The sequence below is a fragment of the Pseudomonas sp. GW821-FHT07F05 genome, assembly GCF_059418765.1.
Map to the genome: position 1 here is coordinate 805,247 of NZ_JBWKQL010000001.1, position 18,238 is coordinate 823,484.

Genomic DNA, 18,238 nt, shown 5'->3' on the forward strand with positions numbered 1-18,238 from the left:
TTCGTGAGCAAGCTCACTCCCACAGGAGCCATATTTGCATCCAGGTAGCAGGGTGTCAGATGGATCGCTCTGGTCTCATGCTCAAATCAATCCCACTGCGGCGCGAGGCTGGCCGGGCTGGTCAGGCGATGACCGCGGTCCAGCTGGGCAATCTGCGCCATGTCGTCTTCGCTGAGCTTCAGGTCCACGGCTTTCAGGTTGCTTTCCAGATTGGCGCGTTTGGTCGACGACGGGATCACCGCGTAACCCAGCTGCATCGCCCACGCCAGCGTCACTTGTGCAGGCGTCGCATTGTGGCGCTGGGCGATCTGCTCGATCACCGGGTCCTTCAGCACTTCGCCGTAGGCCAGGGTCATGTACGACGTAATCTTGATCCCGTGCTGTTTGGCGAAATCGGCCACGGTGCGGTTTTGCAGGTAGGGGTGCAACTCGATCTGGTTGGTGGCGATGTTTTCGGCGCCGACCGCGGCAATGGCTTCTTTCATCAGCGCGACGGTGAAGTTAGAGATACCGATCTCGCGAGTCAGGCCTTGCTGTTTGGCTTCCAGCAGCGCGCCCATGAATTCGGCGACCGGCACCTGGCCTTTCGGCGATGGCCAGTGGATCAGCGTCAGGTCGACGTGATCGGTTTTCAGCTTGGTCAGGCTTTCCTTCAGGCTCGGGATCAGCTTGTCGGCGGCGAAGTTGTCGGTCCAGATCTTGGTGGTGATGTACAGCTCGTCACGGGGCACGCCGCTTTGCGCGATGGCCTGACCGACCTCGGCTTCATTGCCGTAGATCTGCGCGGTGTCGATCACCCGATAGCCCAGGTCGAGGCCGTTGCTCACCGAGTCGATGACAACCTGATCTTTCAGGCGGAAGGTGCCGAGGCCAAATGCGGGAACAGTCATGGGAAGACTCCAGGGTTCGGGGGGAAAGGGGATGAGCGAAGCAGATGCCCAGTATCCCGCGTCGGCTGGCAGGGAAAAACCACAGCGCGGGCACGGGACTTTTGACGGGGGATCATGAATGCCATGGAGTTTGGGGCAGCGTGTAGGTGTGATCGTTCAGTGAAATGTGATTCCCGCAGGGGCCGCGCCTCTCCTCAGACGCTGCGATGCATGTAGGAAATGAAGATCCTGTGGGAGTGAGCTTGCTCACGAAGACCCTGCTTCAGCCACAGGAAATTCAGCGGATGTACCAATGCCTTCGTGAGCAAGCTCACTCCCACAGGTATCGCGTCTGACTCCAGATTACACGTGCGCCGCCGGCCGTGATGGAAGCGCGCTAGCACATGAACCTCAGATCAAACATGCCCATCGCGTTTCACGAAATGCTTGTGCATGTCCGCCGTCAGCGCTTCGACCCGTTCGGTCAGCACTTTGGTCATTTCGGTGAGTCGGGTGTTCTGCTCCAGCAGCTCGAGCATCTGCGCGGTGTTTTGCGCCGCGCGGGCCATACGCTCTTCGTTGGCCGTCGCCAGCGCTTCACGGTGCTCCGCGTCGGCATCGGCACTGGCCTTGTCCCGGGCGGCCTGTCGGGTCTGGGCCAATAGAATGAGCGGCGCGGCATAGGCCGACTGCAGGCTGAATGCCAGATTGAGCAGGATGAACGGGTAGAGATCGAACGACACCAGCCCGCTTAGGTTGGCGCCCACCCACAGCAACACCAGCAGCGTCTGTGCGCCGAGAAAAGTGGGTGTGCCGAAGAAGCGCGCGAACGCCTCGGCCTTGAGGGCGAAGGCATCGGTGCCAAAGGTCGGCGCCAGGTGCGCGTGGCGTTTGTGAAAGCGCAGGTGATCCACCGGCGCGTTGGCGGCGGGCGTGCCCGGTTCCGCAGGCGAAGGGACAGGCGTTGCAGTGGGCATGAGGCTTACCTGAAGACAGAAACATCTGCCCACTATAGGCCCACACCCCCTGGCGTTGTACTGAACCTCTGCTGAACCGGCGTGTGTCCCGAGTGAGCCGCGTCAGTCCACCGGTTCGGGGTACAGCGGCTTGGATCGCTGCATGATGCTGGCGTAGTCGTAAACGTACTGGCGGCCGGCGTGACTGGTCATGCGCAGGCGGTCGATCAGTTGTCGCTCTTTCTTGTTCAGGTATCTCAACCCGTGGTGGTCACTGGACTTGAGGCGATCACGTTCATGGGCGTCAGGAAAAGTGATGACGTTCGTCATGAAATATCTCCTTGGTTAAATCCGTGTCCCCGGCTCCGTGTTCCGGGGTTCACCCTTTGTGGTGCGACCCTGCACCTTACCCACAAAAAGTCAGACGCTACAACCCTGCAAATGATCAGTGGGTCACAGGATTTGCGTGATCTCGAACGATTGACGGCTGCCGTTCACCACCACTTCCACCTCATCGCCATCGAACTTGCCAAGCAGGCTCTGACCCAGTGGCGAGCGTGCCGTGATCACCGTTATCACCTGCTCGTCGACCGTGATTTTCAGGCCCGCTGCGTCAGGCCCGAGAAACAGCAGTTGATACGCGCCGCTGCTTGCCTGAAGGGCAATGAGGTCGCCGGTCTGGATGCCGCGCTGGTCATCGAACGGCTTGAGCACCAGGTTGCGACACAGGTTCAGCGACTGGCGGATTTCTTCCACGCGCCGCGCCTGACCCGCCGCCAGATACGACGCCTCCAGCCCAAGGGTGTCGTACTTGTTCTCGGCGATGTTCTCTTCGTGGGTCGCGGTTTCGTACGCCGTTTGCGCGGCCCGCACCGCCACATCGAGATCGACCTGGAGCTTCTCGACGATGCACTGCAGGACGGTTTGCTTATTCACGGGCATGGAGTGTTTACGGACATGGAATGGCTCGACAAAGGGATTCAACCGCAGAACTGATAGACGCTCGCACGGCTTTTCTCGCTGGGGGCGGTCTGGTTCTGCTGCATCCAGAACTGGCACTTGGGCCCGTTGAAGCTGCGTTGCCGCTCCGCCTGTTCGGCCTCCTGGGTCTGTCGCGCTTCGCTGTCGCGCAGAATCTGCCGGTACTGATCGAACATCGGGTTATCACTTTCCGGCTTAGGCTTGGCCGCAGACGGGGCGGTGATCTGCGCGGCCGCATTGCTCAGCGCCTGGGTCTGCTCGGCGGGGAGCATTTTATAGATCAGCCACAGGCTCAGCAGGACGGCGAGAAAGCCCAGCCAGATACCGGCGGCAATCGACAGGATCAGCTTGAGCGGGCGCAGCGTGACGGACAGTTCGCGGTGGTTGACGTACATGACAGACTCCAGACTTGTATGCATGTGGCCAGCGGTGGCAGCGATTGTCGCACGACCGGGGCTGGTGATTCTGCGCCGCAATGAAGGACAATCGGTTTTTTTGAACATCCTCAGGGAGCCCGGATGAAAGCCTCTTGGGATATTTTCTGCAGCGTTGTCGATAATTTCGGCGACGTCGGCGTGACCTTTCGCCTGGCCCGACAACTGGTCGCCGAACACGACCTGAAGGTTCGCCTCTGGATCGATGACCTGAACGCCTTCGCGCGGCTGTGCCCGGGTGCCGATCCGCTGGCGCAAGCGCAAGTACGCGACGGCGTGACCGTCTGTCACTGGCCGAAGGAATGGCCCAGGACGTGGCAACCGGCCGAGCTGCCGGACGTCGTGGTTGAAGCCTTCGCCTGTCGCCTGCCGCCGGACTACATCGAGGCCATGCTCGGGCGAGAGAAGCGGCCACTGTGGTTCAACCTCGAATACCTCAGCGCCGAGGACTGGGTCTCCGGTTGCCACGGCCTGCCGTCGATCCAGTCCTCGGGCCTGCGCAAGTATTTCTTCTTCCCCGGCTTCACCGACAAAACCGGCGGGTTGCTGCGTGAAGCGGGCCTGATCGACAAGCGTCGGGCGTTTCACGCGGATCCTGCCGTGCGGCAGTTCTTTCTCCAGCGCCTAAACATCGCGCCCCACGCCGACGCGCGGCTGATGTCGCTGTTTGCCTACGAACACGCCGGCCTTGGCAGCTGGCTGGATTGTCTGGCCCGGGCTGATCGGACGACCCATCTGCTGGTGCCTGAAGGCCGTATTCTGGGCGACGTTCAGCGTTGGTTGGGCGTGGATGAATTGAAGGCGGGCGCCGTGCATGTGCGCGATGGCCTGACGATTCAGGTGCTGCCGTTTGTGCGCCAGGAAGACTACGACCGGCTGTTGTGGTGCTGCGAATTCAATGTGGTGCGCGGCGAAGACTCATTCGTCCGCGCGCAATGGGCGGGGCGGCCGCTGATCTGGCACATCTACGAGCAGGATGACGACGCCCACTGGGCCAAGCTCGATGCGTTTCTGGAGCTGTACCGGGTGGGTTTGTCGGAGGAGGCGCAGCAGGCGCTGACCGAGGTCTGGCGCAGCTGGAATGGCGGAAAAGACATGACCCAGGGCTGGAATGCGCTTGAACAACATACCGACGAACTGGCCGCCCATGCCCAGCGCTGGTCTCTGGAACAGGCCTTGCAGGACGATCTGACGACTGCGCTGGTAAGGTTTTACCAAAGTTGGATATGATACGCGGCCTTGTATTAAGCCCTGTACGAAAAGTGGCTTTTCGTACAGGGCTTAGAAAGATCTTTCATCCAAATTCGGATACTCGTAATGAAAACTGGTAAAGAGCTTAAACCCGGTACCGTGATCAAGCTGGAAAACGATCCTTGGCTGGTTCAGAAAGCTGAATTCACCAAGTCGGGCCGTAACAGCGCGATCATGAAGACCAAGCTGAAGAACCTGCTGACCGGCTACAAGACCGAAATCGTCTACAGCGCCGATGACAAGCTGGAAGACGTGATCCTGGACCGTAAAGAAGCCACGCTGTCTTTCATCAGCGGCGACACTTACACGTTCATGGACACCACCGACTACACCATGTACGAGCTGAACGCTGAAGACATCGAAGCCGTTCTGCCATTCGTTGAAGAAGGCATGACCGACGTCTGCGAAGCGATCTTCTTCGAAGACCGTCTGGTTTCCGTAGAGCTGCCGACCACCATCGTGCGCACCGTCGACTACACCGAAGGTTCGGCTCGTGGCGACACGTCGGGCAAGGTCATGAAACCGGCCAAGCTGGCCAACGGCACCGAGCTGCAGGTTGCTGACTTCATCGAAATCGGTGACAAGATCGAAATCGACACCCGTGAAGGCGGTTCCTACAAAGGCCGTGCCAAATAAGCACAGTTTTTGTAATGCCGGTGATGTCATGCCGGAAATGAAAAAGCCCGACCATCGAGTCGGGCTTTTTTGTGGGTGATGTAAAAGCGAGCTGCGAGACACGCTGACCTTGTAGGAGCAGGTGACGCCGCCGCAGATGCAGCTGTCGACAAAGAACTGTGGGAGCGAGCTTGCTCGCGAATAGGCCGGTACATCCGCCAAGTCTTCAGCGGCTGGAAATACGTCTTCGTGAGCAAGCTCACTCCCACAGGGACTGCGAATGCTGCGCGACAGTGCGGGATATGAACGACGGAATCCAGCAATGCAAACGGGTCGACCATTGCTGATCGACCCGTTTTTATACTGCGTTTACTTCAGATGAACCTTCAGTTCTTGCGAAGCCTGCAGCAGCGCCGAGCGCACTTCCGGCACCTGGCTGACCGCGTTCAACAGTCCGTAATCGTGAATCATACCGTTGTAGCGAACCGCTGTTACCGGCACACCGGCCTGGTCCAGCTTGCGAGCGTAGGCTTCACCTTCGTCGCGCAGCACGTCAGCACCCGCCGTTTGCACCAGGGCAGGCGGCAGACCTTTCAACTGATCGGTCGTGGCCCGCAGCGGTGAGGCATAGATCTCGGCGCGCTGTTTCGGGTCGGTGGTGTAGTTGTCCCAGAACCACTTCATCATGTTGCGGGTGAGGAAGTGACCCTCGGCAAACTGATCATACGAACCGGTATCGAAGTTGGCATCGGTCACCGGCCACAACAGCACCTGGTAACGGATGGCTGGGGTGCCTTTGTCTTTGGCCATCAGGCTGACGACCGCCGCCATGTTGCCGCCGACGCTGTTGCCCGCCACCGCCAGACGCTTGCCTTCGACGTTGATTTCCTTGCCATGCTCGGCGACCCATTTGGTCGCCGCATAGGCCTGGTTGATCGCCGTCGGGTAGTGGGCTTCAGGCGAAGGCGTGTAGTTGACGAACACCGCCACTGCGCCCGAACCCTCTACCAGATCCCGCACCAGACGTTCGTGGGTCGGGTAATCGCCGAGCACCCAGCCGCCGCCGTGAAAGTACATGAACACCGGCAAGGTGCCTTTGACGCCAGCCGGACGAACGATCGTCAGGCTGATGTTCTGGCCGTCCACCGAAATGGTCTTCTGGCTGACATCGGCCTTGGGCAGGGTCAGCTTGACCCCGGCCTGGGCACCGGTCAGTACGGCGCGGGCATCTTTGGGCGAAAGCTGTTCGATCGGCTTGCCGCTTCCCGAATTCAATGCGTCCAGAAACGCCTGCGTGTTGTGCTCGACGCCCGTGTCGGTCGCTGCGAAAGCGTTGCCGATGGACAGTGCGAGGAGCGAGCCAGCCAGAATCTTGCCAAACGTGTTCATGTTCTTCTCCCGGTCAGACGAGGTGTGGGGCGTAGGTCTTACGCCAGGTTTTTACACAGTCACGTGCAGACGAACGTCGACGTTGCCGCGTGTGGCGTTGGAGTAAGGGCAGACCTGGTGGGCTGCATCGACCAGCGCCTGGGCTTCGGCTTGTTCAAGGCCCGGCAGGCTGATGTGCAGGTCGATGTCCAGACCGAAACCGCCAGGGATCTGGCCGATGCCGACGTGGGCAGTGATCGACGCGTCAGCCGGGATGGTTTTCTTGCTCTGACCGGCGACGAATTTCAGTGCGCCGATGAAGCAGGCCGAGTAACCGGCAGCGAACAGCTGCTCAGGGTTGGTGGCTTCGCCGCCTGCGCCGCCCAGTTCTTTCGGGGTGGCCAGTTTGACGTCGAGGATTTTGTTGTCGGAAACAGCGCGGCCATCACGGCCACCGGTTGCGGTTGCGACTGCAGTGTAGAGAGCTTGCATGGTAATTCCTCACGTGCTGATGGTTAGGGATTTAATCTTTAGCTTGGCGCTAAATGTTTGTGCGCTAAGCAAGTGAAGGAGAATGTACTGCGCTAATGTTTAGTGCGCAAGATAAATTTTTGAGATTTTTTCAGAGGGGCCGATTACGCGGTTGATCAGATGCTTTCGTGCAGATTTCCACGCAGTGCGAGCAGGTCTTTCTGCAGGGCCTTGAGCTGCTCAAGGTTGATGCCGCTGGCGGCCAGAATGCATTGCGGAATGCTCTGGGCTTTTTGGTGCAGCGCCTTGCCTTGCTCGGTCAGGGTCAGCAGCACAACGCGCTCATCTTCCTTGCTGCGGGTCCGGCGGATCAGGCCTTCGACTTCCAGCCGTTTGAGCAACGGCGTCAGTGAGCCAGGATCGGTGAGCAGACGGGTGCTGACTTCTCCGACGGTCAGGCCGTCGCGCTCCCACAACACCAGCATCGCCAGGTATTGCGGGTAAGTCAGGTTCAGCGCCTGCAGCAACGGCTTGTAGACCTTGGTCATCATTAGCGACGTCGAGTACAGGGCGAAACACAGCTGGTTATCCAGCAGCAGTTCGTCGCAACTGCCAGCGCCGGCCGTGTGGGTGGGCTCGTTGGCGTTCATGGGTGTCCCTCGCTCAGTCAGTAATGCTCGGTAATTTAGTGCCCTGATGTTTAATGCACCAGATAATTTCAGTAATCGCCCGGCGTGTGGCTCTCTATCGACTGGAGGTAAACGCCGCTGTTTGTGCGTCGGTTGGACATCCTGGATATCGCCAAAGCGAATTTCCTCGACGGCGCTGACTGCGTAGCATGCGCGCTGAAATCGATTCAGAGGATCGCCCGTGATTGTCGATGTATTGATGTACCTGCTGCTGGGCGCCGCCATGGGCACGCTGGGCGGACTGTTCGGCATCGGCGGCGGGCTGGTGGCCATTCCCGCGCTGGGCGTGTTGTTTGGGCTCGATCAGCAACTGGCCCAAGGCACGGCGTTATTGATGGTGCTGCCCAATGTGCTGCTGGCGCTGTGGCGCTACAACCAGCGCAATCGGGTGTCGGTGCGTCATGCGCTGATGCTCATCGTGCCCAGTTTCACGATGTCCTGGCTGACCTCACTGTGGGCCGTGCGCGTTGATCCGCAAAGCATGCGCCTGGGCTTCGTCGGGTTTCTCGTCGTGCTGACGCTGTTCAACTTGATCCAGATGGTCTGGCGCAAAGGCGTCGCCAGCGCCGAGCTGCGTCACACCCGATGGTTGTGGCTGCTGGGCCTCGGTTCGGGTGTCACCGCCGGGCTGTTCGGCGTTGGCGGCGGAGTGATTGCGACGCCGATTCTGACCGGCCTGTTCGGCGCGACCCAGGTGGCGGCCCAGGGCCTGGCGCTGGCACTGGCGGCGCCGAGCACCACGATCACGCTGGCGACCTACGCGTTGCACGGCCACGTCGACTGGCTGATGGGCATTCCGCTGGCGATTGGCGGGCTGGCCAGCATCAGTTGGGGCGTCGCGCTGGCCCACAGTTTGCCGGAGCGCGTGCTGCGCTCGCTGTTCTGCGGCTTTCTCGTGATCTGCGCGATCATGCTGTGCTTCAAGCTGTGATCTAACGCAATGAGTACTTGTTACAGCCTGAACCCTTCAGCAATGTGATCGGCCAGGCATTCGGTGATCGGCGATGGGTTATTGGGGTTGCGCAGCAGCACGATGCTCGCCGACGGCAATTGCGGCAGCCCGTGCTGTTCACCCAGCACTTCCAGGTCCGAGGTGATCAGGCTTTGCAGCTGCGCCGTTACTGCCAAGCCGGCGCTGACCACCGCCATGATCGCTGACAGGCTCGCGCTGGTGTAGGCCACCCGGAATTCACGGCCGGACGCCTGCAGCGCGTTGATTGCCCACTGCCGGCAAAAGCAGTCGGTGTTGAACATCGCCAGTGGCATCGGCGTCTGCTCCTGTGGGCAAAAGCCTGCGCCGACGGCCCAGACGAAGCGCTCCTGGCGCAGGATCTGGCCGATTTCCTTGCCCGGCTCACGGGTGACGATGCTTAAATCCAGGTCCTGGCGTTGCAGTAACTGTGACGACGATTCGCAATGCACCTCCACCTGCACCAGCGGATACGCTTGGGCAAAGCGCTGCAGAATCCCCGGCAGAAAGCGCATCACGTAATCATCCGGCGTACCGATCTTCACCGTGCCGACCATGTGCGGCTCGCGCAGGGTATTGAACACTTCGCTGTGCAATTTCAGGATCCGGCGCGCGTAGCCCAGCAGCACCTGGCCTTCCGCCGTGAAGCTGATGGTGCGGCCGTCTTTGAGAAACAACGGGCGCCGCACCACGTCCTCCTCCAGCCGTTTCATCTGCATGCTCACGGCCGACTGCGTGCGATTCACCACCTCGCCGGCCTTGGTGTAACCGCCTTCATCGGCGATCGCGACGAAGGTACGCAGCAGCTCGCTGTCGATACTCGGGTAAGTGGTCATGCATCAATCTCCCAGATGCAGTGCATAAGAAACATTCGTTGGATTGATCTTAGGCGCGGCGAGAGAATCTGCCCATCCCCACTGGAGGGTAAGACGATGAAAGGTCAAAAAGGTTACGTACTGGTCGCAAAACGTCTGTCGCGGGAATCCGCGCCGGAACGTTGGTGGAAATCGGCCGTGGCGCAGGTCGCTCGCTGGCGCAAGCTGCATCACCAGCGTATCGAACTGGCCACGCTGAGCGATGACGCGCTGAAGGACATGGGCCTGAGTCGGGCGGATGTCTACGAAGAAGTGGAGCGTCCTTTTTGGGATGACCCGATGAAGCACTGACAGAGCAGCGGGTGATCGGTTAGCGTTGGGCACCGCCATGGAGGTCGAAATGCCCGCCGAACCGCCGATCAACCCGCCACTTTCCCTCAAGCACGCGCGCCGTCTGGCGCTGGCCGCCCAAGGTTTTAACAGTCGCCAGCCGCCTGCGACGATCAAGGCGGCGCACGTCACGCAGTTGATCCAACGACTCGGCGTGCTGCAGATCGATTCGGTCAATGCGCTGGTGCGATCCCACTACTTGCCGCTGTTTTCCCGGCTCGGTCCTTATTCGCGCACATTGCTGGAGCAGGCGGCGTGGAGCCAGGGTCGGCACCGCAATCTGTTTGAATACTGGGGCCACGAGGCGTCGTTGCTGCCGGTCGAGTTGTACCCGCTGATGCGCTGGCGGATGCAGCGCGCGTCCCAGGGCGAAGGCATTTATCAGCAACTGGCGAAGTTCGGCCGCGAGCAGCAGACCGTTATCGCCCGGGTGTTGCAGACCGTTCGCGAGCAGGGGGCGTTGGGCGCGGGCAGCATCAGCACCCGGCAGGATCGCGCCGGACCCTGGTGGGACTGGAGTGCCGAAAAGCATGCGCTGGAATGGTTGTTTGCAACGGGTGAGGTGACGGTTGCCGGCCGTCGCGGTTTCGAGCGGCTGTACGATTTGCCCGAGCGGGTTCTGCCGTCGGCAATCGTCAATCACCCTGACATCGAGGAAGCCGATGCCCAGCGTGGCTTGCTGCTGCATGCGGTCAAAGCGCTGGGCGTCGGTACCGAAAAGGACGTGCGCGATTATTTTCGGCAGGACCCGGCACCGGCCAAGCGCGGGTTGGCGGAGCTGGTGGAGGAGGGCGCGGTTCAGCGGGTTCAGGTGCAGGGCTGGAAGCAACCGGCGTACGCTCTTCCGGGTCTGACCGTGCCGCGCAAGATTGCCGCCAGCGCGTTGCTGTCGCCGTTTGATTCACTGATTTGGGAGCGGGCGCGCACCGAGCGGCTGTTCGATTTCCACTACCGGCTGGAGATCTACACCCCGGCGCACAAGCGGGTTTACGGCTATTACGTGCTGCCGTTTCTGCACAACGAACGCATCGCCGCGCGCATCGACTTGCGGGCTGAAAGGGCGGCGGGGCGTCTGGCAGTTCATGGGGTTCACGAAGAGCAACCCGGACTGGATGACGAAGGCATGCACGCCCTCGCATTCCACTTGCGGCAACTGGCCAACTGGCTGGAATTGCCAGATGTGCTGATCAACTGCCAGCGCGCCAGTGCGGCGCGCTTGCGGGAGGCGTTCGTGGCCAGCGGCTTCGATCATCTGTGACGGCAGCTGCCTGATTTTGTAGGACCGGCTTCAGCCGGGAAAGGGCCAGCGCGAGCACCCTCAATTCTAGGGTGTGACATCCGACGCTTTCCCGGCTAAAGCCAGTCCTACAGAAATAGCGCGCCGTTGTGGGACCGGCTTCAGCCGGGAAGGGGCCAGCGCGAGCACCCACAATTCTATGGTGTGACATCCGGCGCGTTCCCGGCTAAAGCCAGTCCTACAGACGCACCAACCCCTTTACCGGCGCACCTGCTTCAACGTCTCGGCAATCAAAAACGCCAGTTCCAGCGACTGATCGGCATTCATCCGTGGATCGCAGTGGGTGTGGTAGCGGTCCGACAAGCCATCTTCGGTAATCGGACGCGCGCCGCCGATGCATTCGGTGACGTTCTGACCGGTCATCTCGATGTGGATGCCACCGGCGTAGGTCCCTTCCGCCTGATGCACCTGAAAGAACTGCTTCACTTCCGCCAGGATCTGGGCGAAGTCGCGGGTCTTGTAACCGCTGCTGGCCTTGATCGTGTTGCCGTGCATCGGGTCCGAACTCCACAGCACCTTCTTGCCTTCGCGCTCCACGGCACGGATCAGCCCCGGCAAATGGTCGCCGACCTTGCTGGCGCCCATGCGCGCAATCAGGTTCAGGCGGCCCGGATCGTTGTCCGGGTTGAGGATATCGATCAGGCGAATCAGGTCATCGGTGTTCATGCTCGGGCCGACCTTGACGCCGATCGGGTTCTTCACGCCGCGCAGGAATTCCACGTGAGCGCCATCCAGTTGCCGCGTGCGGTCGCCAATCCACAGCATGTGCGCCGAGCAATCGTAGAAGTCATTGGTCAGACTGTCGCGGCGAACGAAGGCTTCTTCGAAATTCAGCAGCAGCGCTTCGTGGGCGGTGAAGAAACTGGTTTCGCGCAGCTGTGGCGAGGTGTCCATGCCGCAAGCGCGCATGAACGCCAGGGTCTCGTCGATGCGATCGGCGAGCTGGCTGTATTTGTCCGACAGCGCCGAGTTGGCGATGAAATCCAGGTTCCACTTGTGCACTTGATGCAGGTCGGCGAAACCGCCCTGGGCGAAAGCGCGCAGCAGATTGAGGGTCGCGGTGGACTGGTGATACGCCTGCAGCAGACGATCCGGGTCGGGCACGCGGCTCTTCTCGTCGAAACCGATGCCGTTGACGATGTCGCCGCGATAGGCCGGCAGCGTGATGCCGTCTATTGTCTCGTCGTTGGAAGACCGCGGTTTGGCGAATTGCCCCGCCATGCGCCCGACCTTGACCACCGGGCAGCCGGCGGCAAAGGTCATGACGATCGCCATTTGCAGCAGCACCTTGAAGGTGTCGCGGATTTTTGCAGCGGAAAACTCAAAGAAGCTCTCGGCGCAGTCGCCACCCTGCAGCAGAAACGCCCGGCCCTCGGTCACCTCGGCAAACTGCCGGCGCAGCTCGCGTGCTTCCCCGGCAAACACCAGCGGGGGATAGCTGGCGAGGGTCTGCTCGACACGGCGAACATGGTCGGCGTCAGGGTATTGAGGTTGCTGCTGGATAGGCAGGTTCCGCCAGCTGTCGGGGCTCCAGGGTTGGCTCATGTTGAACTCGAAGTCAGTGCGATCGGACAGGCATGTTAGCAGCTCACCCCGAGAATTTGCGTGACCTGCGGGGCGCGATTCGCCGACAATCCGCGCTTTTCCGGGGCGCCTATTGCGCCCGTCTGCACCCGAGGTCCGCCGCGCGGCTACGGCGATCGCTGAGTGCGGCGATGCTGATCCCCGCGGGGGCGATCCCGAATCACTCTGACCATGGGCACGAGAACAGCAATGACCGAGGAACGCGTAGAGCACGTATTGGCCGAAGTTCACGACGAATTCGGCAAGATCCGTGTACTTGAAGTGGCCGATTACCGCTTCCTGGAGTTCGGTGACGCCATCGAGCAGAGCTGCACGTTCACGGCCGATCCGGCCTGGCTCGAATACGACTACACCCGGGCCATGTTCATTGGCGCCCTGTGCCATCCCGCCCCGGAAAGCGCGCTGTTCATGGGGCTGGGCGCGGGCACGCTTACCCAGGCGTGCCTGAAGTTTCTGCCGCTGGACGACGTCGAGGCCATCGAACTGCGCCCCGACGTGCCGCGTCTGGCCATGGAATACATGGGCCTGCAGGACGATCCCCGGTTGTATGTGCGCATCGGCGATGCGCTCGATCTGCTGCCGACCGCCGAAGACGCGGACCTGATCTTCGTCGACCTGTACACCGACACCGGTCCCGCCGTGGGCCATCTGGCCTGGGGGTTTCTCGAGAAATGCCAACAGCGCCTCAACCCCGGCGGCTGGCTGATCATCAATCAGTGGGCGTCGGACGATGGCAAACCTTTGGGCGCGGCGCTGCTGCGCGGTTTGTACCACCGTCATTACTGGGAGCTGCCGGTGAAGGAGGGCAACGTCATCCTCATCGTCCCTGCCGACCTGGACCAGACGCTAGACATCGACGCGCTGACCCTGCGCGCTGAAAACCTCGCGCCGCACCTGGGCTATTCGCTGTTGCCGCTGATCAAGACGCTGCGGCCTGCGACCTGATCAGCAACCCCTGAACAGCGGCGGGCGTTTTTCCAGCAGCGCCTGCAGGCCTTCTTTGGCGTCCTCGCTGTCGAGCACCCGCCGGACCAGCGCCGGCAACGCCTTGGCCGCCACGTTTTCACCTTCGAGCAGCGCCTGACGTGCGGACTCCAGAGTGGTGCGAATCCCCAACGGCGCGCGGTCGGCAATGTGTTGGGCCAGGCGCAGCGCCGAGGGCAGAAGGTCCTCGGGTGCCATCACTTCCTGCACCAGGCCCATGCGGCAGGCTTCGTGGGCGTCGAATTCATCGCCCGTCAAAAGCCAGCGCATGGCATTGCCCCAACCTGCGATCTGGTGCAGCCGCAGGGTCGCGCCGGCGCAGGCAAAAATGCCGCGCTGCACTTCCAGATGGGCGAAGCGGGCATTGCTCGCGCACAAATTGATATCGGACGCGAGCATCAGCTCGATGCCCATTGTCAGGCACCAGCCCTGGGCCGCGACGATCACCGGCTTGCTCACCCGCGGAGCGATCGACAGCCCCCAGGGATCGTAACCGCCGGGCGGCAGCGTCCAGCCCTCTCTCAATGCCGGCCCGGCCTCGGCCAGATCGAGCCCTCCGGTGAAATGCTCGCCATGGGCAAACACCACCGCGACCCGTGACTGGTCGTTACGCTCGAACTCGCCGTAGGCCAGGCTCAACTGATTGAGCATGTTCAAGTCGAAGGCGTTGCGTTTGGCGACCCGGTCCAGGCCGATGAGCATGATTGCGCCGCGCTGTTCCCGGCTGACGTGGCCTTTGATCGAAGAGGTCATGTCGCTATGTCCTGCAGATGAGGAGAAAGGGAGGGTGGGGTGTCGCACTGTCTGGGTGAATCGTTTAAGCTCTGCTCGCAACCGATACCGGGCACTTGAAAAGTAGACACTGACGCAGCTTTGCGCAAAGCCTGTGACAGTTGGCCGCAAGGGGCTGTTTCGCAAAAAAAATCCTCACTTGTTTCAGCAATTCCGGTATAGTGCGCGCCGGCCTTTCATAGGGCCCTCGTCACGGTTTAAGTTCGCGAAGCCATCTTCTCGAACCGGTTCGGTCACGAACCACCCCATGACGATCCATTCATCAATACGTTTTCGCAAATCCCCGCCGACAAAGCAGCCAGGGTGACTCTAGGGTCTTACACGGCACGCGCAGCTTTGAAGCATGGGTCTTTGCGGATGCACTCAGAGGCAGACCCATGACCCAGGAATCCGGCGGCTTCGCCGCTCTTAACCTTCACCCGACCATTCTTGCAGCTGTTATCGCTACCGGCTACGAAGAGCCTTCGGCCATTCAGCAGCAATCGATCCCGATTATTCTCGCTGGTCACGACATGATCGGTCAGGCGCAGACAGGTACCGGTAAAACCGCCGCCTTCGCTCTGCCCATTCTGAGCCTGATCGACCCGACGAAACGCGAGCCGCAAGCGCTGATCCTCGCGCCGACTCGTGAGCTGGCCCTGCAAGTGGCCACCGCGTTCGAAACCTACGCCAAGCAAATGCCGGGCGTGACCGTTGTGGCTGTCTACGGCGGCGCGCCGATGGGCCCGCAGCTGAAAGCCATTCGTAACGGCGCTCAAATCGTCGTCGCTACCCCGGGCCGTCTGTGCGACCACCTGCGTCGTGACGAGAAAGTCCTGGCGACCGTGAACCACCTGGTTCTCGACGAAGCCGACGAAATGCTCAAGCTGGGCTTCATGGATGACCTCGAAGTCATCTTCAAGGCCATGCCTGAGACGCGTCAGACCGTACTGTTCTCGGCGACCCTGCCGCAGTCGATCCGCGCGATTGCCGAGCGTCACCTGAAAGACCCGAAACACGTCAAGATCCAGAGCAAGACCCAGACCGTCACCGCGATCGAGCAGGCTCACCTGCTGGTTCACGCTGACCAGAAGACCTCTGCAGTACTGAGCCTGCTGGAAGTCGAAGATTTCGACGCCCTGATCATGTTCGTGCGTACCAAACAGGCCACTCTGGACCTGGCCAGCGCCCTTGAAGCCAAAGGCTACAAGGCTGCTGCGCTGAACGGCGACATCGCCCAGAACCAGCGTGAACGCGTCATCGACTCCCTCAAGGATGGCCGTCTGGACATCGTTGTTGCGACTGACGTTGCTGCCCGTGGTCTGGACGTTCCGCGTATCACCCACGTGTTCAACGTTGATATGCCGTACGACCCGGAAGCCTACGTTCACCGTATCGGCCGTACTGGCCGTGCCGGTCGCGAAGGTCGCGCGCTGTTGCTGGTAACGCCGCGTGAGCGTCGCATGCTGCAAGTGATCGAGCGCATGACCGGTCAGAAAATCGCCGAAGTCCGCCTGCCGGATTCCCAGGCCGTTCTCGATGCCCGCATCAAGAAACTGACCAACAGCCTGTCGCCGCTGGTCGCTGATGCCGAAGCAAGCCATGGCGAATTGCTGGACCGCCTGACTGCCGACATCGGTTGCACCCCGCGTGCCCTGGCCGCTGCTCTGCTGCGCAAGGCCACCAATGGTCAGGCGCTGACCCTGGGCGCGATCGAGAAAGAACGTCCACTGGTGCCGAACAACGCGCCACGTGGTGATCGTCCTGAGCGTCCAGCCGGCGACCGTCCTGATCGTGGCGACCGCGAACGTCGTGCCCCGGTGCCGTTGGCCGAAGGCCGTGCTCGCTGCCGTACCGCGCTGGGTGCCCGTGATGGCATCGCTGCGAAAAACCTGCTGGGCGCCATCCTCAACGAAGGTGGTCTGGCTCGCGAAGCAATCGGTCGCATCCAGGTGCGTGACAGCTTCAGCCTCGTCGAGCTGCCGGAAGACGGCCTCGAGCGTCTGCTGGCCAAGCTGAAAGACACCCGCGTTGCCGGCAAGCAGCTGAAGCTGCGTCGCTATCGCGAGGACTGATCTGCTCTTGAGCTGATCGTCTGAACAAAAAAATCCCCGACTGGTTCGGGGATTTTTTTGTGTTCAAACTGTATGGCCAACAAGTAAATACAGACTGCATGAATGGGACTGACCGTTAAAGCGACCCGCTCGCCCATGAAAGTCTCTGATGCGTGTCATCTTCAATAGACCGTCACTCGACGTTGCAGGTGAGTTGGCAAATATGGCGGTCATCAAAGAATTTCCTGCCAGCCAACGCCTCAATCGCTAAAGCCTGCTGAGGATTTAGGTTGTAACCTTCGTCGCCACGTTGTGGATTTAACCATCCCATGATGTCGCTCAGGTCGGCATCGCATCCCTCCGGCAGGTTGATTTCAAGCTCCAGCAGTTCGCTCTCTCTGTCGAATACTTCAACGATGTATTTCAAGGTTCAACCTCGCGTGTGCTGTCTGCACTTTTGGTTTGAGTGCCTGTTTCTACGTCGAACTCTCCCAAGTGTTTTCCTCGCTTGTTGTATTTTTCAACTGTCCCGTGCTGGCTGTCCCATTCGAAAATCTCGCCTGCCTGGGTTTTCCACCGTTTGCGCAGACCTCCACCGCCCTTGATCGACGTCTTCCGAGGCGCAACCTTTGCATCGGGAAATGCCGCGAGCTCTTTCGGAGGCGGATGATACCCATGATCCCCATTAAAAGGCCGCGCATACACCACGTACATCGACCTCAGCCCCGACTCGCCCGGGAAGACGAGGATGCAGTCTTCAGCGGTGATGTCGTCGCCGGGGAGGCCTTCGAGCTGGCTGTCGGTGTCGTTCGGGATCGGGTGGACGAGGATGGTGCCTAAACGGACATCGCTGTTTTCAGGGTAGACCAGCGGTTCCAGCGTCCCGTATCGACCCCGGCGGGGCGTCATGAGAATGGTGACGCCGTTGAGATGGGCTTCCATCGCGCTTTTGTCGGCATTCCAGCGGGCTTGCACGGTGCGGACCGAGTCGTCGCCGGAAGCCTTGGAATGGATGCCGTAAATCTGCAACTCGCCTTCGGCATCACGGCGCAGCTGAAAGCGCACCCTTGTGGTCGCCTGAGTCAGGTTGCGTAATTCGTCATCGGTGTAGAGCGTGCCGTCGCCCATCTTCGCCGGGAGCATGCCCACGATGAACAGACTCGCCGGTCCGCCGGCTCCGCGAAGCAGCCAAGTGTGGCTGCGCTGCATGATGCCGCCACCGGCCATTCGGCCTAATCCCATGTCTGCGCCCAGAGCCGCTGCAATGGCGTCGGAGGCAGAGGGCAGCAGCATGGCGCCCGCCATCATGATCGCGCCGAAGTTGGAGGCGGGTTCTACGGTGGTTCCGGCGGCAGTGCTGCACCATTCCCCGGTACAGGACTTGGCGAATACCTTGTCGGTACGCTCCTTCTGTGCGGGCCAGCGCTCAGGCATTGGAGTGGGCACCCGCACGGGTTCGGGAGGCGGGTTCCACGCTGCCCACGACGCGCCTCCATTGGGAAGCGTAGTGCCTTTGAAGATCGAGTTAGCCCAAAAGGGATCTTCTTTATCGTCCTTGAACATGACCTTCCTGATGTCCGCCAATTTAAGGCGGCGCAGGATGCAGGCGGTCCGACGAGTGGTCAACGGTAGGGCGGTTACGGGATGTTGCCGTGCCGACAGGCTTTTGATGTCAGTGGGACCGGCTTTAGCCGGGAAAGCGTCAGATGGCACACCACATAATTGATGTCGACTGAGCT

At 60.8% G+C, this 18,238-nt stretch carries 20 protein-coding genes; 7 read left to right on the plus strand and 13 right to left on the minus strand.

The genetic code is table 11. From position 1 onward, the window contains the following. Positions 1–86: 86 nt before the first annotated feature. From dkgB to AC07RO_RS03795, 5 genes are all read right to left on the minus strand, one after another. Positions 87–890: a 2,5-didehydrogluconate reductase DkgB gene (gene dkgB / locus AC07RO_RS03775; protein WP_192172788.1), complete on the minus strand. Its 804-nt coding sequence runs from the start codon at positions 888–890 to the stop codon at positions 87–89. A 395-nt stretch (positions 891–1,285) separates the two neighbouring features. Further along, positions 1,286–1,846 (minus strand): DUF1003 domain-containing protein, encoded by a 561-nt coding sequence (locus AC07RO_RS03780; RefSeq protein ID WP_423572797.1) that lies wholly within the window; start codon positions 1,844–1,846, stop codon positions 1,286–1,288. Positions 1,847–1,948: 102 nt separating this feature from the next. Continuing rightward, positions 1,949–2,155, minus strand: a complete 207-nt coding sequence (locus AC07RO_RS03785) for a hypothetical protein (RefSeq protein WP_065993044.1) — start codon at positions 2,153–2,155, stop codon at positions 1,949–1,951. A 123-nt stretch (positions 2,156–2,278) separates the two neighbouring features. Continuing rightward, positions 2,279–2,761 (minus strand): GreA/GreB family elongation factor, encoded by a 483-nt coding sequence (locus AC07RO_RS03790; protein WP_495085343.1) that lies wholly within the window; start codon positions 2,759–2,761, stop codon positions 2,279–2,281. Positions 2,762–2,805: 44 nt separating this feature from the next. Continuing rightward, positions 2,806–3,201, minus strand: a complete 396-nt coding sequence (locus AC07RO_RS03795; RefSeq protein ID WP_495085298.1) for a hypothetical protein — start codon at positions 3,199–3,201, stop codon at positions 2,806–2,808. Between the two features lie 123 nt (positions 3,202–3,324). Here AC07RO_RS03795 and earP point away from each other — a divergent pair, with 123 nt between their 5' ends. Both earP and AC07RO_RS03805 read left to right on the plus strand, forming a co-directional pair. Beyond that, entirely contained in the window at positions 3,325–4,470 is a 1,146-nt protein-coding gene (gene earP / locus AC07RO_RS03800; RefSeq protein ID WP_495085299.1) for an elongation factor P maturation arginine rhamnosyltransferase EarP, read from the plus strand. 87 nt (positions 4,471–4,557) lie between these two features. Beyond that, a complete protein-coding gene (locus AC07RO_RS03805; protein ID WP_037011849.1) occupies positions 4,558–5,127 on the plus strand; it encodes an elongation factor P in 570 nt (189 codons plus the stop codon). A gap of 348 nt (positions 5,128–5,475) precedes the next feature. On the opposite strand, the gene AC07RO_RS03810 is transcribed toward AC07RO_RS03805, so the two are convergent. From AC07RO_RS03810 to AC07RO_RS03820, 3 genes are all read right to left on the minus strand, one after another. After that, complete coding sequence (locus tag AC07RO_RS03810; RefSeq protein WP_495085300.1) at positions 5,476–6,495, minus strand: alpha/beta hydrolase; 1,020 nt, start codon at positions 6,493–6,495, stop codon at positions 5,476–5,478. Between the two features lie 51 nt (positions 6,496–6,546). Continuing rightward, the gene (locus AC07RO_RS03815) at positions 6,547–6,966 is read right to left on the minus strand and encodes an organic hydroperoxide resistance protein (RefSeq protein WP_065993050.1); all 420 of its coding nucleotides are present in this window, start codon (positions 6,964–6,966) and stop codon (positions 6,547–6,549) included. A 155-nt stretch (positions 6,967–7,121) separates the two neighbouring features. Further along, a complete protein-coding gene (locus tag AC07RO_RS03820; RefSeq protein ID WP_346626553.1) occupies positions 7,122–7,595 on the minus strand; it encodes a MarR family winged helix-turn-helix transcriptional regulator in 474 nt (157 codons plus the stop codon). Positions 7,596–7,833: 238 nt separating this feature from the next. Here AC07RO_RS03820 and AC07RO_RS03825 point away from each other — a divergent pair, with 238 nt between their 5' ends. Continuing rightward, entirely contained in the window at positions 7,834–8,565 is a 732-nt protein-coding gene (locus AC07RO_RS03825; RefSeq protein ID WP_423572919.1) for a sulfite exporter TauE/SafE family protein, read from the plus strand. 20 nt (positions 8,566–8,585) lie between these two features. On the opposite strand, the gene AC07RO_RS03830 is transcribed toward AC07RO_RS03825, so the two are convergent. Further along, positions 8,586–9,440 (minus strand): LysR substrate-binding domain-containing protein, encoded by an 855-nt coding sequence (locus AC07RO_RS03830; RefSeq protein ID WP_065993052.1) that lies wholly within the window; start codon positions 9,438–9,440, stop codon positions 8,586–8,588. A 96-nt stretch (positions 9,441–9,536) separates the two neighbouring features. Here AC07RO_RS03830 and AC07RO_RS03835 point away from each other — a divergent pair, with 96 nt between their 5' ends. Together AC07RO_RS03835 and AC07RO_RS03840 are read left to right on the plus strand one after the other, a co-directional pair. After that, a complete protein-coding gene (locus AC07RO_RS03835) occupies positions 9,537–9,770 on the plus strand; it encodes a DUF1127 domain-containing protein (protein ID WP_495085301.1) in 234 nt (77 codons plus the stop codon). 49 nt (positions 9,771–9,819) lie between these two features. Continuing rightward, positions 9,820–11,067: a winged helix-turn-helix domain-containing protein gene (locus AC07RO_RS03840; RefSeq protein ID WP_495085302.1), complete on the plus strand. Its 1,248-nt coding sequence runs from the start codon at positions 9,820–9,822 to the stop codon at positions 11,065–11,067. Between the two features lie 237 nt (positions 11,068–11,304). Here the strand turns inward: AC07RO_RS03840 and AC07RO_RS03845 are convergent, their stop codons facing one another. Continuing rightward, on the minus strand, positions 11,305–12,651 hold the full coding sequence (locus AC07RO_RS03845) for a class II 3-deoxy-7-phosphoheptulonate synthase (protein WP_423572788.1): 1,347 nt from the start codon (positions 12,649–12,651) through the stop codon (positions 11,305–11,307). A 228-nt stretch (positions 12,652–12,879) separates the two neighbouring features. Here AC07RO_RS03845 and AC07RO_RS03850 point away from each other — a divergent pair, with 228 nt between their 5' ends. Then, complete coding sequence (locus tag AC07RO_RS03850; protein ID WP_192172778.1) at positions 12,880–13,635, plus strand: spermidine synthase; 756 nt, start codon at positions 12,880–12,882, stop codon at positions 13,633–13,635. Here the strand turns inward: AC07RO_RS03850 and AC07RO_RS03855 are convergent, their stop codons facing one another. After that, positions 13,636–14,427 (minus strand): crotonase/enoyl-CoA hydratase family protein, encoded by a 792-nt coding sequence (locus AC07RO_RS03855; protein ID WP_495085303.1) that lies wholly within the window; start codon positions 14,425–14,427, stop codon positions 13,636–13,638. 416 nt (positions 14,428–14,843) lie between these two features. On the opposite strand from AC07RO_RS03855, the gene AC07RO_RS03860 reads away from it, so the two are divergent. Next, positions 14,844–16,520 carry a DEAD/DEAH box helicase gene (locus tag AC07RO_RS03860; protein WP_133776427.1) on the plus strand — a complete coding sequence of 559 codons (1,677 nt, stop codon included), beginning with the start codon at positions 14,844–14,846 and terminating at the stop codon, positions 16,518–16,520. Positions 16,521–16,692: 172 nt separating this feature from the next. On the opposite strand, the gene AC07RO_RS03865 is transcribed toward AC07RO_RS03860, so the two are convergent. Both AC07RO_RS03865 and AC07RO_RS03870 read right to left on the minus strand, forming a co-directional pair. Further along, complete coding sequence (locus tag AC07RO_RS03865; protein ID WP_192172775.1) at positions 16,693–16,926, minus strand: DUF7683 domain-containing protein; 234 nt, start codon at positions 16,924–16,926, stop codon at positions 16,693–16,695. Next, positions 16,923–18,238 (minus strand): colicin E3/pyocin S6 family cytotoxin (locus AC07RO_RS03870; RefSeq protein ID WP_495085304.1); only part of this gene is annotated, 1,316 nt, incomplete at its 5' end. The genes AC07RO_RS03865 and AC07RO_RS03870, both read right to left, overlap by 4 nt.

Coding starts and splice junctions, on each gene's coding strand:
- dkgB (WP_192172788.1), bottom strand. CDS start 890: ATGACTGTTCCCGCATTTGGCCTCGGCACCTTCCGCCTGAAAGATCAG.
- AC07RO_RS03780 (WP_423572797.1), bottom strand. CDS start 1,846: ATGCCCACTGCAACGCCTGTCCCTTCGCCTGCGGAACCGGGCACGCCC.
- AC07RO_RS03785 (WP_065993044.1), bottom strand. CDS start 2,155: ATGACGAACGTCATCACTTTTCCTGACGCCCATGAACGTGATCGCCTC.
- AC07RO_RS03795 (WP_495085298.1), bottom strand. CDS start 3,201: ATGTACGTCAACCACCGCGAACTGTCCGTCACGCTGCGCCCGCTCAAG.
- earP (WP_495085299.1), top strand. CDS start 3,325: ATGAAAGCCTCTTGGGATATTTTCTGCAGCGTTGTCGATAATTTCGGC.
- AC07RO_RS03805 (WP_037011849.1), top strand. CDS start 4,558: ATGAAAACTGGTAAAGAGCTTAAACCCGGTACCGTGATCAAGCTGGAA.
- AC07RO_RS03810 (WP_495085300.1), bottom strand. CDS start 6,495: ATGAACACGTTTGGCAAGATTCTGGCTGGCTCGCTCCTCGCACTGTCC.
- AC07RO_RS03815 (WP_065993050.1), bottom strand. CDS start 6,966: ATGCAAGCTCTCTACACTGCAGTCGCAACCGCAACCGGTGGCCGTGAT.
- AC07RO_RS03820 (WP_346626553.1), bottom strand. CDS start 7,595: ATGAACGCCAACGAGCCCACCCACACGGCCGGCGCTGGCAGTTGCGAC.
- AC07RO_RS03825 (WP_423572919.1), top strand. CDS start 7,834: ATGTACCTGCTGCTGGGCGCCGCCATGGGCACGCTGGGCGGACTGTTC.
- AC07RO_RS03830 (WP_065993052.1), bottom strand. CDS start 9,440: ATGACCACTTACCCGAGTATCGACAGCGAGCTGCTGCGTACCTTCGTC.
- AC07RO_RS03835 (WP_495085301.1), top strand. CDS start 9,537: ATGAAAGGTCAAAAAGGTTACGTACTGGTCGCAAAACGTCTGTCGCGG.
- AC07RO_RS03840 (WP_495085302.1), top strand. CDS start 9,820: ATGCCCGCCGAACCGCCGATCAACCCGCCACTTTCCCTCAAGCACGCG.
- AC07RO_RS03845 (WP_423572788.1), bottom strand. CDS start 12,651: ATGAGCCAACCCTGGAGCCCCGACAGCTGGCGGAACCTGCCTATCCAG.
- AC07RO_RS03850 (WP_192172778.1), top strand. CDS start 12,880: ATGACCGAGGAACGCGTAGAGCACGTATTGGCCGAAGTTCACGACGAA.
- AC07RO_RS03855 (WP_495085303.1), bottom strand. CDS start 14,427: ATGACCTCTTCGATCAAAGGCCACGTCAGCCGGGAACAGCGCGGCGCA.
- AC07RO_RS03860 (WP_133776427.1), top strand. CDS start 14,844: ATGACCCAGGAATCCGGCGGCTTCGCCGCTCTTAACCTTCACCCGACC.